The 13,711-nt window shown below is 60.6% G+C and carries 15 protein-coding genes; 8 read left to right on the forward strand and 7 right to left on the reverse strand.

From position 1 onward, the window contains the following. The first annotated feature begins 173 nt into the window (after positions 1-173). The 5 genes from QA646_RS11840 to QA646_RS11860 are packed head-to-tail and all read left to right on the forward strand — an operon-like array spanning position 174 to position 5,166. Positions 174-998: an ABC transporter ATP-binding protein gene (locus tag QA646_RS11840; RefSeq protein ID WP_283055650.1), complete on the forward strand. Its 825-nt coding sequence runs from the start codon at positions 174-176 to the stop codon at positions 996-998. Then, complete coding sequence (locus tag QA646_RS11845) at positions 998-1,864, forward strand: ABC transporter permease (RefSeq protein ID WP_283055651.1); 867 nt, start codon at positions 998-1,000, stop codon at positions 1,862-1,864. The genes QA646_RS11840 and QA646_RS11845 overlap by 1 nt, the downstream gene beginning before the upstream one ends. Next, complete coding sequence (locus QA646_RS11850; RefSeq protein WP_283055652.1) at positions 1,864-3,177, forward strand: cytosine deaminase; 1,314 nt, start codon at positions 1,864-1,866, stop codon at positions 3,175-3,177. The genes QA646_RS11845 and QA646_RS11850 overlap by 1 nt, the downstream gene beginning before the upstream one ends. 1 nt (position 3,178) lies before the next feature. Continuing rightward, positions 3,179-4,588, forward strand: a complete 1,410-nt coding sequence (locus QA646_RS11855; protein ID WP_283055653.1) for an FAD-binding oxidoreductase — start codon at positions 3,179-3,181, stop codon at positions 4,586-4,588. Next, positions 4,585-5,166, forward strand: a complete 582-nt coding sequence (locus QA646_RS11860; RefSeq protein ID WP_283055654.1) for an NAD(P)H-dependent oxidoreductase — start codon at positions 4,585-4,587, stop codon at positions 5,164-5,166. Before QA646_RS11855 ends, QA646_RS11860 begins: the two co-directional genes overlap by 4 nt. A 45-nt stretch (positions 5,167-5,211) precedes the next feature. On the opposite strand, the gene QA646_RS11865 is transcribed toward QA646_RS11860, so the two are convergent. Continuing rightward, positions 5,212-5,601, reverse strand: coding sequence for a RidA family protein (locus tag QA646_RS11865; RefSeq protein WP_283058854.1), 390 nt, complete (start codon positions 5,599-5,601; stop codon positions 5,212-5,214). Positions 5,602-5,662: 61 nt separating this feature from the next. Further along, positions 5,663-6,559, reverse strand: a complete 897-nt coding sequence (locus QA646_RS11870) for a DMT family transporter (protein ID WP_283055655.1) — start codon at positions 6,557-6,559, stop codon at positions 5,663-5,665. 210 nt (positions 6,560-6,769) lie between these two features. On the opposite strand from QA646_RS11870, the gene QA646_RS11875 reads away from it, so the two are divergent. Beyond that, positions 6,770-7,207 (forward strand): hypothetical protein, encoded by a 438-nt coding sequence (locus QA646_RS11875; protein WP_283055656.1) that lies wholly within the window; start codon positions 6,770-6,772, stop codon positions 7,205-7,207. 31 nt (positions 7,208-7,238) lie between these two features. Here the strand turns inward: QA646_RS11875 and QA646_RS11880 are convergent, their stop codons facing one another. Both QA646_RS11880 and QA646_RS11885 read right to left on the reverse strand, forming a co-directional pair. Further along, positions 7,239-7,856, reverse strand: coding sequence for an alpha/beta hydrolase (locus QA646_RS11880; protein ID WP_283055657.1), 618 nt, complete (start codon positions 7,854-7,856; stop codon positions 7,239-7,241). A gap of 14 nt (positions 7,857-7,870) precedes the next feature. Continuing rightward, the gene (locus QA646_RS11885; RefSeq protein ID WP_283055658.1) at positions 7,871-8,803 is read right to left on the reverse strand and encodes a VOC family protein; all 933 of its coding nucleotides are present in this window, start codon (positions 8,801-8,803) and stop codon (positions 7,871-7,873) included. Between the two features lie 231 nt (positions 8,804-9,034). Between QA646_RS11885 and QA646_RS11890 the strand changes: the two genes are divergently transcribed. Continuing rightward, complete coding sequence (locus QA646_RS11890; protein WP_283055659.1) at positions 9,035-9,289, forward strand: type II toxin-antitoxin system Phd/YefM family antitoxin; 255 nt, start codon at positions 9,035-9,037, stop codon at positions 9,287-9,289. After that, positions 9,289-9,699, forward strand: a complete 411-nt coding sequence (locus tag QA646_RS11895) for a type II toxin-antitoxin system VapC family toxin (RefSeq protein WP_283055660.1) — start codon at positions 9,289-9,291, stop codon at positions 9,697-9,699. The genes QA646_RS11890 and QA646_RS11895 overlap by 1 nt, the downstream gene beginning before the upstream one ends. Here QA646_RS11895 and ung read toward each other — a convergent pair. The 3 genes from ung to QA646_RS11910 all read right to left on the reverse strand — a co-directional run bounded on the left by ung (position 9,693) and on the right by QA646_RS11910 (position 13,711). Beyond that, complete coding sequence (gene ung, locus QA646_RS11900; RefSeq protein ID WP_283055661.1) at positions 9,693-10,394, reverse strand: uracil-DNA glycosylase; 702 nt, start codon at positions 10,392-10,394, stop codon at positions 9,693-9,695. The genes QA646_RS11895 and ung overlap by 7 nt on opposite strands. Positions 10,395-10,569: 175 nt before the next feature. Next, positions 10,570-11,253, reverse strand: a complete 684-nt coding sequence (locus QA646_RS11905; protein ID WP_283055662.1) for a septation protein IspZ — start codon at positions 11,251-11,253, stop codon at positions 10,570-10,572. Positions 11,254-11,263: 10 nt separating this feature from the next. Then, on the reverse strand, positions 11,264-13,711 hold the full coding sequence (locus tag QA646_RS11910) for an FAD-dependent oxidoreductase (protein WP_283055663.1): 2,448 nt from the start codon (positions 13,709-13,711) through the stop codon (positions 11,264-11,266).

Below are 13,711 nucleotides of genomic sequence, written 5' to 3' on the forward strand. Positions count from 1 at the left end.
GAAGGTCGCGTGGAACACGCGGGTTGAGAGGGCGTTGCACCGTAAGGGATGCCTTATACTCAAGGCTCTCGTCGCTTTGCTCCTCGCCCCCTCATCCGCACCCCTGAGCTTGTCGAAGGGCGGGCACCTTCTCCCCGCTGGGGAGAGGGAGAATCGCGAGCAAGAGCCGAACGATGACCATACCCGATGTAACCAATGTCCCCTCGACAGAAGCACGCCAGCGGCCGCTGGTCGTCATGGACAAGGTATCGAAGATATTTTCCAACGGCACCCTGGCACTGTCCGACATGTCGCTGACGGTGGAGAGCGGTGAGTTCATCAGCCTGCTCGGTCCCTCCGGCTGCGGCAAGTCGACGGCACTGCGCATTATCGCAGGCCTCGGCGGCGCCTCCGGCGGCACAATCGATTGGCCAAGCTCCCGCGTCAACTCCAAGGGCCTGCCGGAGGGCGACATTGGTTTCGTCTTCCAGGAGCCGACGCTGCTGCCTTGGAAGACCGTCTTTGGCAATGTCCATCTGCCGTTGAAACTGCGCGGCGTTTCCAAAGTGGCGGCCTACGATCAGATCATGGGAACATTGGCGACCGTTGGGCTGCAGGATTTTGCCGATGCTTATCCGCGTGAATTATCCGGCGGCATGAAGATGCGCGTCTCCATCGCCCGCGCGCTGGTCACCAAGCCGAAGCTTCTGCTGATGGATGAGCCCTTTGCGGCGCTCGACGAGATCACCCGCCAAAAGCTCAACGATGATGTGCTGCGGCTGTGGAAGAACACTGGCATCACGGTGATCTTCGTCACCCATTCCGTTTACGAGTCCGCCTATCTCTCAAACCGCATCGTCGTGATGAAAGCGCGCCCCGGCCGCGTCCACGCCGATTTTCCACTCGACACCAGCGGCGAACGCGACCTCCTCTACCGGTCTTCCGAAGAATACCGGCAGGTTTGTGAAAAAGTATCCCGTTCCCTGATCGAAGCCATTGGTTGGCTGGAGGCCCATTGATGAGCGACAGCACCAGCTTCCCCGCCAATCTCTCTGCAGAAACGACCGAAAAGCCGGAAGAATTGGCGGTGCGCCCAAGAAATACCGAACGACTCCTCGGCGTTCTCGTACCGCTGCTAACCGTCTTCGTCCTGATCCTCCTCTGGCAGCTTCTCGTCGTCGGCGCCGGCATTCCGCAATATATTCTGCCAAGCCCGCTTGCCGTCGCGAAAGCACTGGTGTCCGACTGGGGCATCCTCTCGCCGGCGCTCTGGGTGACGACCGAGATTACCTTCATCTCGCTAGCACTGGCTCTGATCGGCGGCGTCGGCTTGGCGATCTTCCTCGTGCAATCGCGCTGGATCGAGCTCGCCTTCTATCCGCTCGCCGTCATCCTGCAGGTAACGCCGATCGTCGCAATCGCGCCGCTGATCCTGATCTACGCGCCGACCCGCGAATCCGCACTGCTGATCTGCGGTTTCCTCGTCGCCTTCTTCCCGATCCTCTCCAACATGGTGCAGGGGTTGAAGAGCGTTGATCATAATCTCCTCAATCTCTTCGATCTCTACGGCGCCTCGCGCTGGCAGACGCTGTTGCATCTGAAGCTGCCGGCCGCCCAGCCCTATTTCATGACAGGTCTCAGGATCGGCGGCGGCCTGTCGCTGATCGCCTCGGTGGTCGCGGAATTCGCCGCCGGCTCCGGTGGCCCCAATTCCGGTCTCGCCTTCCGGCTGCTTGAAGCGCAATACCGCCAGAACATGCCGCGCCTCTTCGCCGCCCTGCTGCTGCTTTCGGCACTCGGCGTCGCCATCTTCGCCCTCACCTCCTTCATCTCATGGCTGAGCCTGCATCGCTGGCACGAAAGCAGCCTCAAGCGGGAAAACTAATGTCATATTCCTTCATGTCCCCGCCGAATGCGGCGCGCTTCGTGCTGAGCAACGCCACCGTCCCCGCCGCGACAGCAGCCGGCTTCACTGGCCCGTCAAGCGAGGGCCTAGTAAAAGCCGATATCGTCGTTGCGGATGGCCTGATCAAGGACATCCTGCCAGCGGGCAACGCGCCGGCGGAATTCGCCAAAGCGGATATGAGGGACGGCATGGTCTGGCCGACCTTCGCCGACATGCACACCCATCTCGACAAGGGTCATATCTGGGAGCGCCGCGCCAATCCGGATGGCAGTTTCGTGGGTGCGCTCGACGCCGTACGCGCGGACCGCGAAGCCAATTGGTCGGCTGACGATGTCAGGAAGCGCATGGAATTCTCGCTGCGCTCGGCCTATGCTCACGGCACCAGCCTGATCCGCACCCATCTCGATTCACTCGCGCCGCAGCATCGCATTTCCTTCGAAGTATTCACGGAGATGCGTGAGGCCTGGAAAGACAAGATCGCGCTGCAGGCCGTCGCCCTCTTTCCGCTCGAGGATATGGTGGACGATGCATTCTTCGCCGATCTCCTCATGGTCGTCCGCGACGCCGGCGGCCTGATCGGCGGCGTCACGCAGATGAACCCCGATATCGATCGCCAGCTCGACAAGCTGATCCGCGCAGCCATGGATAACGGCCTCGACATCGACCTGCATGTTGATGAGACAGAAGACAGGCAGGTACTGACGCTGAAGGCGATCGCCGAGGCTGTATTGCGCAACGGCTTCACCGGTAAGGTCACCGCCGGCCATTGCTGCTCGCTCGCCCACCAGGACGAGGATGTTGCCGCCGCCACCATCGATCTCGTCGCCAAAGCCGGGATCTCCGTCGTCTCGCTGCCGATGTGCAACATGTATCTGCAGGACCGCCACGCGGGCCGTACGCCCCGTTGGCGCGGCGTGACCCTTTTGCATGAATTGGCCGCCGCCGGCGTGCCCACCGCCGTCGCCTCCGATAATACACGCGACCCCTTCTACGCCTATGGCGATCTGGACCCCGTCGAGGTCTTCCGCGAGGCTGTCCGCATCCTGCACCTCGACCATCCGCTGGATACGGCCGCCCGCGTCATCACCACCTCGCCGGCCGATATTCTCGGCCGCCCCGATATCGGTCGCATCGCCGTGGGCGGCCCCGCCGATCTCGTCCTCTTCAGCGCCAGGCGCTGGAGCGAATTCCTCTCTCGTCCGCAGTCCGACCGCGTCGTCCTTCGCAAGGGCAAGGTGATCGACCGCAGCCTGCCGGACTACCGCGAACTCGATACCGTTATTGGAGCCTGACATGCCGGATTATCAGCTCATCAAGAAAGAACTCGAAGGCATCGCCGTCGAAGACAACCCGGCTCTGGTGCGCCAGAAGAGCCGGGATTTCTATTGGTATTCGCCGATCCTCAAGGCGCAGCTCGACAATGTCACCGCCGATCTCGTCGTGACCCCGAAGACCGAGGAAGAAGTGATCCGCACGCTGAAAGTGGCCTATGCCCATGATGTGCCGGTCACCCCGCGCGGCGCCGGCACCGGCAACTACGGCCAGGCCATGCCGCTTTCCGGCGGCATTGTGCTGAACCTCGCGGCCATGAACAAGATCAAGGAAATCCATCCCGGCCGCGTCATCTGCGAACCGGGCATCGTCATCGCCGAGCTCGACCGCCAGACCAAGGCGCATTCCGGCCAGGAATTGCGCTTCCATCCCTCGACTGCGCAGACGGCGACGATCGGCGGCTTCATCGCCGGCGGCTCCGGCGGCGTCGGTTCGATCACCTGGGGCGGATTGCGCGACATCGGCAATATTCTGCGCCTGCGCGTCGTCACCATGGAGGCCGAACCGCGCGTGCTTGACCTCACCGGCTGGGACTTGACCAAGGTCAGCCATGCCTACGGCACCAACGGCATCATCACCGAAATCGAAATGCCGCTCGCCCCGGCCTATGACTGGGTAGACGTGCTGGTCGGCTATGATGATTTCATGGACGCCGTGCGCTTCTCGGACGCGCTCGCCAAATGCAACGGCATCCTGGTCAAGGAAATCGCGCCGATTGCAGCGCCCATCCCTTACGACTATTTCTCTCGCCACAAGCCCTATATCCGTCAAGGCCAATCCATCGTGGCGCTGATGATTGCGCCGCATGCCATGGACCCGTTCCTGGCCTTCACCAGCCAGCAGAAGGGCGAAATCACCTTCCGCTCCGACAAAGTCGAGAGCATGAAGGGCATTCCGCACGCCTACGAACTTGCCTGGAACCACACGACGCTGCGCGCCATCAAGGTCGACCCGACCATTACCTATCTGCAGGTGCAGTATCCAGGTCCGGATCATGTCGCAAAAGTCCAGAAAATGGTCGAGATCTTTGGCGACGAGGTGCCCGGCCATCTCGAATTCATCAGGTTCGACGGCGAAATCCAATGCGCCGGCCTGCCGCTGGTGCGCTACACGTCGGAGGCACGGCTGGAAGAAATCATTCGCATCCATCAGGATCACGGCTGCCCGATCTTCAATCCGCACCGCTATACGCTGGAAGAAGGCGGCATGAAGCAGACGGATACCGTCCAGCTCGCCTTCAAGAAAGAAACCGATCCGAAGGGCCTGCTGAACCCCGGCAAGATGATTGCCTGGGACAATCCCGACTTCGATTTCACGGCCGGCGAGAACTACCTCTTCCCCGGTCTCGCGGCGCTGATGGAGGCCTCATGAGGGTTCTCGTCCTCCATTCGCATCCCGTCGAGGAAAGTTTCGGCGCTGCCCTGCACCGGCAAACGATCGAGAGCCTGAAAGCGGCCGGCCATGAGGTCGACGACTGCAATCTCTATGCCGAGGGCTTTGACCCTGTGCTCTCCCGTCATGACCGGATGATCTATCACGACTATCCGGAAAACACGGAGGCGGTGAAACTCTATGTCGAGCGCCTACAATGGGCGGAAGCACTTGTTATCGTCACGCCGGTCTGGAATTTCGGTTTTCCGGCGATCCTGAAAGGCTATTTCGATCGCGTCTGGTTGCCGGGCGTCACCTTCGAACTGGTGAATGGCAAGGTCACCTCGAAATTGCGGCATATCCGCAAGCTTGGGGCCGTTATGACCTATGGCGCCGATCCCTTCCGCGCCTTCATCGTCGGCAATCCGCCGAAGAAGATCATCAAGCGCATGCTCCGCGCCATGATCAAACCCTTCGCTCCCGTGGTCTTCCTCGCCCATTACGACATGAACCGCTCGACGGACGAGACGAGGAAGCGTTTTTTGGAGAGGGTGAAACGGGAGATGGAGCGCTTCTGATCGACGCAATCGACAGAGCCACGCTTTGCCGAGAAGATATTCGCTTTACATCACCTTTGCCGCCGTCACCTCGACCTCCACCAGAAACTCCGGCCGCGTAAATCCGCCGACGATGATCAGCGTGGAGACCGGCTTCGGATCGAGCGTATAGCGGTCACGCACGGCCATATAGGCCGGGAAATCTTCGCGTTTGGTGACGAAGCCGGAGATGCGGATCACGTCGGAGAAGTCCATGCCGGCTTCATCGAGGATCGCCTTGATCGCCTCGAAGCAGAGTTCCGCCTGGCTGGTGACATCTGGCGGAATGCTATCATCCAGCGCAATGCCGAGCTGGCCTGATGTGACCAGCAGGCTCGCTCCGGGCGGTACCAGCAGGCCGTGATTGTAGTTGCCGAAGGGACGGCGGACGGAGGGCGGATTGAAAGTCTTCTTCAACGGCATCGGTTCCCCATGATCGCGCCGATTTCAGCATTTCACCGGCAGCCGGGCAAGCTATTCAGAGTGCTTGCGCCGGCTCTACCGCCCGATTTCGCCGCACTTCCAGCAAGATATGGCCGAAGAGCGCGATAAGTACGATCGGGCCACCGATCAGCGTCGCCTGCGAAGGCCGCTCGGCGAGAAACATCCAGACCCATAGAGGCGTCAGCGGTACTTCGAGCGACGTCAACAGGCTGGCGTCGGCAGCCGGGATCAGCCGCGAACCGAACGTGTAAAGGCTGAGACCCATGGCGTTCTGAACGATGCCGAAGGCGATGATCAGGCCGAGATCATGTCCCGATACCATCGCCGGCGAAGCGAACCAGAAGGTGATGAAGGAGCAGAGCCAGGCGGACAAGGCCATCGCCGGAAGCATCGGCACATCCCGGTGCCGGCGCATGACGACGGCGAGACCGGCGACCGTCAACGTCATGACGCCGGCAAGGACCTTGCCGAGCCAACCTCCGCTACCATCAGCCTCACCAGAGAGCATAACGATCACGCCGAAGAGTGCCACGACGCTGGCGACCAGCGTCGCCATGCTTGGGCGCTCCTTGATGAAGACATAGGCAACGCCGGCAGTAACGAAGGGCACCGTCGCATAGATCACCATCGCATCGGCGACGGAGGTATAATAGATCGAGCCGATGCCGCTGATCATGGAGGCGGTGGAAAACACCGTTGTTGCCAGCGACGGCCAACGCATGGAGCGAAGAATGCGCCAAGCCCTGCCGCGCTCGATATAGAAAAACAGCGAGAAGACGCCAAGACCGGATACAATGCCGCGGCAAAAGAGGATGGTCATCAGATCGGCATGGATCAAGCGCACGAACAGACCGGACGTCGACCATGCCAGGGCTGAACCCGCTACATAGATCACGCCCAGCCGATATTGCTGTTGCTCCGCCAGCGTCACGACGAATCCTCCCGAACCCTTTAGGCTTCGACTATTAGCGAGCACCGTGAGCACCTACAAGCGAAGCTTGCGGCGTAAAATGTCGTTAATGCGAGAAGAGGTGTCGCGGTTGCAGAACCGGCACGTCTATCTACGCCGAAACCAGCGCTCATCTCTTGCAGATACTCCGGATGCCTTTAGGGTACCGGATATTCGGGAGAGGGAGAATCAATGCAGCTATTGCTGGCAGGGCTGTTTGCATGCGGCTGCGTGAGCTTGGTCGACGCCCCGCTATGGCCGGCTGCCGAAAGCTACGTCAATGCGACGACAGAATGCAGTCAAAGCGGCGATCCCGGCAACTGCCGGCACACGCGCGATGCGTGGAAGAGCGAATACGACGCTGCGACCGCCGGAAAGTATCAAGACCAGCGCAATGTCGCATTCTGCCTAAGCACAGGCTGCGATAATGCCATTCAGGCCGACAAGATTCGCGGCTGCGCCTGGCGCATCGTCATCGTGAATTCGAGACCCGCGGAACTGGATAGTACCGATGCTGCGAATCTCAAGCATTTCTGCGGATCCGCTTATGTCGATCCAGTGGGACGGCGCGCAGCCGAGGTCCAAGCGAAGACAATGCTGGAACTCCTCGGGGTGCGACCGGGCGCATAGCGGTCGGTAACCGCCATGCGCCCGATTTCATTTACATTTTGGCATATGGCGCGAAAAAGCCTCGGATCGCCTCGATCTCGTTCGGGCGGATGTCGTGGCCGCCCGAATGCCAGTCGAGCGTCACCTCAGCCTTCTGCCGCATGAAATAATCCGCCAGCGCCTTGGTCACTGGCGCCGGCGAGATCGGGTCTCGTTCGCCCGCGGTTATCAAAACCCGACTGCCGTCGAGCTTGGCGTTGTCGCGCGGCTGGAACGGGATCAACGGATGCATCAGCACGGCGGCATCGAAGAGATCGCCATGCTCGATCAGCACATTGGCGAGAATATTCGCACCATTGGAAAAACCGAGGCCAAGCACTTGCGAGGCACCGTGGTCGACGGCCAGGCTCTTCACATAGGCCGCCATCTTCTCTGTGGCGCGGGCAAGGTCCGCCATGTCGTAGACGCCCTCGCCCGTGCGCCGGAAGAAGCGTGCCGCACCATGTTCCGAAACGTCGCCACGCGGCGAGACGATCGTAGCTTCCGGCAACAGGCGGCTGGCGAAATCGAAGAATTGGTTCTCGTCGCCGCCCGTGCCGTGGAAGGTGAACAGAATAGGCTTGCCAGGTGCACCGGGCTTCACCCGATGCACATAGATCGTATCCGTCATGATTGCCCCCTTGATTAAGCGTCCAGCGGTTCGAGATGCTGCTCGAGCAGCGCCCGCAGATGAGCGTGCTGTTCCGGCAGTTTCAACGCCTCGCCGAGATGGGCCGTATCTTCGTCCCGATTGAAACCGGGCTCGTTCGTGGCGACTTCAAACAGCACGCCGCCCGGCGTGCGGAAATAGATCGCCCAGAAATAGTCTCGGTCAATCACCGGCGTGACCTGATATCCCGTATCCATCAGCGCCTTGCGCACTTCGAGCTGCTTTGCGCGGTTCTCGACGGCAAAGGCGACGTGGTGGACGGAGCCTGCGCCGGGAAGTGCGCGGCCGATATTCGGCATGGTTTCAAGATCGACGAAATCGGCACCATTTCCGCCCGGAATGGCGAGCCGCTTGACGCCTTCATGCGTATCGACCACTTCGTACCCCATGTATTTCAGCAACTCAGCCGTGGCACCCTCGTCCCTGAGCCGCATGGCGACCGAATGGAAGCCTCTGATCGCATGCTCGGCATCGACGCCGCCATGTGTCCACGGCTGGCGACCGTCGTCCTTGACCTCGACAAGAGCGAAACCGTCACCATCAGGACCGGCGAAATGCAGGCGCTTCTGGCCGAAGGATTCATCGGTCTTCAGAGCCTCGACGCCCTGATTGCCGAGCCGCTCGGTCCAATAGCCGATCGCGCCTTCCGGAATGGAGAAAACGGTATTGCCGACTTCCCCGGTGCCGGGACGGCCGCGAGCCATCTTCGGGAACGGGAAATAGGTCATGATCGTGCCGGGCGTGCCGATCTCGTCACCATAATAAAGATGATAGACATCGGGCGCGTCGAAATTGACCGTCTTCTTGACCCGGCGCAACCCAAGCGTGTCCGTGAAGAACTTATTGTTGGTGCGGGCGTCTTCCGCCATCGAGGTAACGTGGTGAAGACCCTTGATCTGATTGAGCATCTTTAACCCCTTGTCTCGCCCGCAACGGCAGGCGTTTCTCATGAGCAGAAGATGGTCCCGCAGCCCGTTTTTCGATAGCCCCCAATAGCCAAACGGATTGTCTCTGATTGTTGAACGATAAATTGCTATCGTTCAACGATGCCCTCTCGCTTCAACATCAGCCTTGTTGGCATTGCCTAAGGCGATCGCACATATTACTCTAATCTAGACAGTCTAGCTAGGAGTCCACTGATGGATTGGCCATTGCAAGATGCCAAGAATCAATTCTCGAGAGTCGTGCAGAAGGCACGCAGCGAAGGTCCGCAGACCGTCACGCTACGCGGCGAGCGCGCGGTCGTTGTTCTCTCCGCTGAGGACTATGACGCCTTGCGCGCTAATAGGCCGAGCCTGGTCGACGATCTGCTGTCAGGGCCGGCCTGGGACGATGAGTTCGCCGATGCGGTGACAAAGCGAGACAAAACGCCAAGCCGGGATATCGCCTTCTGATGTATCTGATCGATACCAATGTCATTTCCGAAGCCCGTCGCGGCACGCCCGAAGCAATATCCTGGTTGCGCACTGCCGATCCGTCCACCGTCTATCTCAGCGTCATTACGCTCGGCGAAGTCATGCGCGGAATTGCCCTGAAGCGAAAGTCCGACCCACGAGCCGCCGCACATCTGGAAGAATGGCTGCGCAAGCTTCGCCATGATCACAGTGGCCGCATCCTGCCCATCACCGACCAAATCGCTGTCGAATGGGGTCGCGTTGCCGCACTGCGTCCCCGTGGCGGTGCCGACGAGTTGATCGCAGCCACTGCAATCGTCCATGATTTGATTGTCGTTACGCGCAATATCAGTAATTTTGACGATACCGGCGTGTCGGTCATCAATCCCTGGGATCAGACCTCTTACTGACGCTCCGGATCACTCGGCAAAGCCCAATCGATCGGGTTCTTCCCGTGCTCGACCAGATAGGCATTCGCCTTGGAGAAATGCCGGCAGCCGAGGAAGCCGTTATGCGCCGACAGCGGCGACGGATGGGCAGCTTTCAGCACGAGATGGCGCTCGGTATCGACGAATGCGGCTTTCTTCTGTGCGTAGGAGCCCCAGAGCATGAAGACCACGCCGTCGCATTCGTCGTTGACCCTGCGGATGACGGCATCGGTGAAGCGCTCCCAGCCCTTGCCTCGGTGCGAGGCCGCTTGCGATTCCTCGACCGTAAGCACGCTGTTGAGCAGAAGCACGCCCTGCTTCGCCCAGCTTTCGAGAAAGCCGTGACGCGCCGGCGGGATGCCGAGGTCGGTTTCCAGTTCCTTGTAGATATTGACCAGCGACGGCGGGATGCGCACGCCGGGGCGAACGCTGAAGCAAAGCCCATGCGCCTGGCCGATGCCGTGATAGGGATCCTGCCCGAGGATCACGACCTGCACCTCATCGAGCGGCGTCAGGTCCAAGGCCCGGAAATATTCGCTGCCGCGCGGAAAGATCACCTTGCCGCGCTGCTTCTCTTCGACAAGAAAGGACTTGAGCTGCTGCATATAGGGGCTGACGAATTCCTGCGATAGCGCCTCTTTCCAGCTCTCCTCCAGCTTGATTCCCGCTTCCGCCATCGGCCATGCCTCCATCTTTCGTCAGCATCTCGATTGAGGATGAAAGCGACAGCGTGTCAAGAAGATGACTTGCATCGCAGCCTACAGAACACAGCTTTCGGGGAACGGCGCGGCTTGATCGCTGCCTCACATCGGCGATAACAAATCTATTCTAGGCGGAACTTGCCACCGATAGCTACTGCGCCCTCACCCCCGTCGAGATCAGTAAAGCATCGCGCTCCGCCTCTGGCATGGCGCGCACGCGTCGGCTCACCGTGAGGCGGATCGCGGCAAACCCTGCCACCATCAACACCGCCTTGCTGACGATGCCGAAGGCGGGCATAACGACTGCCCATGTGTGAAGATCAAACTCGATACCGAGGAAGGCATTGAGGGCGCCAGACACGAACATGAGGCCGGCCCACACAAAGCCCACATAGGTGGCGACATCCGGTGCGACCGACCGCGCGATAGCCGGCAGATAGCGATTCATCCAACCGGGCTTGAGCATCACCACGCCGACGATCGCATAAATGATGCTCGGTTTGAACAATACGAAACGCGGATCGTCCGTCAGCAGCGTTGCGATGCCTGCGGCAATGACCAGAAAAAGGCTCAGCCACTCCATGATGTCGATCGGCTTGCGTCGAATGAATTGAATTCCGATTTGCGCAAGGCCAAGCGCAATCGCCAGGCACACCGAAAGCGCCGCATTGCCTGTCAACGACAGCAGAACGATGAAAAGCAGACTGGAGGCCAGATCGGCGAGCAGCAGCCCAACAGCATCGAAAAAGCTCTTCATCGCGTCCCAGTTCTCATTGCGACGTCCGCGATGGTGATAAAGCGAAGCGACGCCGCCCAGCAAAAGACGTGCTCGCAATCCTCGCCGATCACCCCTTAACCCGCGCCATCTGCGGATCATACAGCGGCTGTAACGAAACCCGACAAGGCACGCGCCGCCGCGCAACGTCGAGCTCATACCGGCCGCCCAACACAAAATCCTCGCTAACTCCATCCGCATTGCGGACATAGCCGTAGCCGATCGGCTTGCCGATCGTGTAGCCATAGCCGCCGCTCGACAGCCAGCCGACGCGCTGGCCGTCGCGGTAGATCGTCTCGCGGCCGAGGAGTACGGTTTCGGGATCATCGGGCACAAAGCAGGCGAGCAGCTTTTTCACCCCCGAAGCCAGTTGCCGCTCGATGGCCTCCCGGCCACGGAAGGCGATATTTTTCTTCGTCTTCACCGCCCAGGCGAGCCCCGCCTCGACCGGCGTGTGATCGGGGCCGATGTCGGAGCCCCAGGCACGATAGCCCTTTTCCAGCCGGCAGCTTTCGATCGCGCGGTAGCCTGCATTGACCAATCCCTGATGACGCCCCGCCGCCATCAACGCATCATAGACCGTGGCAGCATATTCCACCGGCACATGCAGCTCATAACCGAGCTCGCCGACATAGGTCACGCGCAGCGCCCGAACCGGGCAACCGGCGATGCCGATGGTCTTCACCTGCAGGAAAGGAAATGCGGCGTTCGAAACATCGTCCGCGGTGACGGATTCCAGCACTTTGCGGGAATTCGGTCCCATCAGAGACAGCACGGAATAGGCGGAGGTGATATCCACCAGTTCGGCATGCATCTCGGCCGGAATATTCCTGGCGATCCAGTCGAAATCATGCGTGGCAAAGCCTGTACCTGTCGTGATGTAGAATTCGTTCTCGGCGACACGTGCCACGGTAACATCGCATTCGATGCCGCCTCTGTCGTTCAGCATCTGCGTATAGGTCAGTGCACCGACCGGCTTGGCGACATCGTTGGCCGCGATCCAGGAGAGCGCCGCTTCGGCATCCCGACCCTTCAGCACGAATTTGGCAAAAGACGTCTGATCGAAGATCACCGCCGCCTCGCGTACCGCCCTGTGTTCACGGCCGACCGCATCGAACCAGTTCTGGCGGCCGTAACTGTAGATGTCCTTCGGCTCCTCGCCGGCAAAAAGGTCGGCGAACCAGTTCGGCCGCTCCCAGCCGAGCTTTTCGCCGAAACAGGCGCCCTGCGCCTTCAGCCGGTCATAGAGTGGCGACTTCCGGCAGGGGCGGCCGCTCGAATGCTCCTCGAACGGCCAGGCCATAGTGTAATGCTTGCCATAAGCTTCCAGTGTGCGGGTGCGCACCCAGTCCGTATCGAAATGTGGGCGGCCGAAGCGCCTGATGTCGACGGGCCAGAGATCATAGGGCGGCTCGCCCTTCACCACCCATTCGGCGAGCGCCATGCCCGCACCGCCCGCTGACGCAATGCCGAAGGCGTTGAAGCCGGCGCCGACGAAGAAGTTCCGCAGCTCCGGCGCTTCACCGAGGATGAAATTGCCGTCGGGCGTAAAGCTCTCAGGGCCGTTCAGAAGCTGCTTGACGCCCGCCGTCTGCAACGCCGGCACACGCATCAGGGCCTGTTCCATGATCTGCTCGAAGTGATTGAAATTGCTATCGAGCAGCGTGTAGTGAAACTCCTTGGGGATGCCGTCGATCGCCCAGGGTATCGGATTCGGCTCATAGCCGCCCATCACCAAACCGCCGACCTCCTCCTTGTAATAGGTCAACCTGTCGGGATCGCGCAGCGTCGGCAGGTTGGAGGGGACGCCGAAGGATTCGGTGATGAGATATTGATGCTCGACGGAGACGAGCGGCACGTTGACGCCGAAGCGCGCACCAAAGCTCCGCGTCCACTGCCCGGCGCAGACCACGACACGCTCGCATTCGATTCGGCCGCTGTCGGTGATAACAGCGCGGATCCTGCCCTTGTCGATCTCCAGATCGAGAACTTCGGTATCCTCGAAAATCGAAACGCCGGCCATGCGCGCGCCCTTCGCCAGCGCCTGGGTGATATCGGAGGGATTGGCCTGCCCGTCGGTCGGCAGAAAGGCGGCACCGACCAGATCGTCTGTATCCATCAGCGGCCAAAGATCGAAGGCCTCCTTCGGCGTCAGCAGATGCATCTGCAGCCCGAAGGATTGCGCCGTCGTCGCCTGCCGCTTGACTTCCGTCCAGCGCTCCTCGTTGCAGGCAAGGCGCAGGCCGCCGTTCATCTTCCAGCCGGTGGCAAGCCCCGTCTCGGCCTCCAGCCTCTTATAGAGATCGACCGAATAGCCGAGCATCTGGGTGATATTGGCGCTGGTGCGCAATTGCCCGACGAGACCCGCGGCATGGAACGTCGTGCCCGATGTCAGCTTCTTTCGCTCCAGCAGCACCGTATCGGTCAGCCCGAGCTTGGCAAGGTGATAGGCCGTCGAGCAGCCGACGATACCCCCGCCGATGACGACCGCCTTCGCTGCGTGGGGCAGTTCCTTCAT

The organism is Rhizobium sp. CB3090, from assembly GCF_029714285.1.
GTDB lineage: Bacteria > Pseudomonadota > Alphaproteobacteria > Rhizobiales > Rhizobiaceae > Rhizobium.

What these genes read in the sequence shown, in the direction of transcription:
- QA646_RS11890 (WP_283055659.1), top strand. Translation starts at nt 9,035, where the DNA reads ATGGATTGGCCATTGCAAGATGCCAAGAATCAATTCTCGAGAGTCGTG.
- QA646_RS11855 (WP_283055653.1), top strand. Translation starts at nt 3,179, where the DNA reads ATGCCGGATTATCAGCTCATCAAGAAAGAACTCGAAGGCATCGCCGTC.
- QA646_RS11910 (WP_283055663.1), bottom strand. Translation starts at nt 13,711, where the DNA reads ATGAAGGAACTGCCCCACGCAGCGAAGGCGGTCGTCATCGGCGGGGGT.
- ung (WP_283055661.1), bottom strand. Translation starts at nt 10,394, where the DNA reads ATGGCGGAAGCGGGAATCAAGCTGGAGGAGAGCTGGAAAGAGGCGCTA.
- QA646_RS11880 (WP_283055657.1), bottom strand. Translation starts at nt 7,856, where the DNA reads ATGACGGATACGATCTATGTGCATCGGGTGAAGCCCGGTGCACCTGGC.
- QA646_RS11885 (WP_283055658.1), bottom strand. Translation starts at nt 8,803, where the DNA reads ATGCTCAATCAGATCAAGGGTCTTCACCACGTTACCTCGATGGCGGAA.
- QA646_RS11860 (WP_283055654.1), top strand. Translation starts at nt 4,585, where the DNA reads ATGAGGGTTCTCGTCCTCCATTCGCATCCCGTCGAGGAAAGTTTCGGC.
- QA646_RS11845 (WP_283055651.1), top strand. Translation starts at nt 998, where the DNA reads ATGAGCGACAGCACCAGCTTCCCCGCCAATCTCTCTGCAGAAACGACC.
- QA646_RS11895 (WP_283055660.1), top strand. Translation starts at nt 9,289, where the DNA reads ATGTATCTGATCGATACCAATGTCATTTCCGAAGCCCGTCGCGGCACG.
- QA646_RS11875 (WP_283055656.1), top strand. Translation starts at nt 6,770, where the DNA reads ATGCAGCTATTGCTGGCAGGGCTGTTTGCATGCGGCTGCGTGAGCTTG.
- QA646_RS11850 (WP_283055652.1), top strand. Translation starts at nt 1,864, where the DNA reads ATGTCATATTCCTTCATGTCCCCGCCGAATGCGGCGCGCTTCGTGCTG.
- QA646_RS11840 (WP_283055650.1), top strand. Translation starts at nt 174, where the DNA reads ATGACCATACCCGATGTAACCAATGTCCCCTCGACAGAAGCACGCCAG.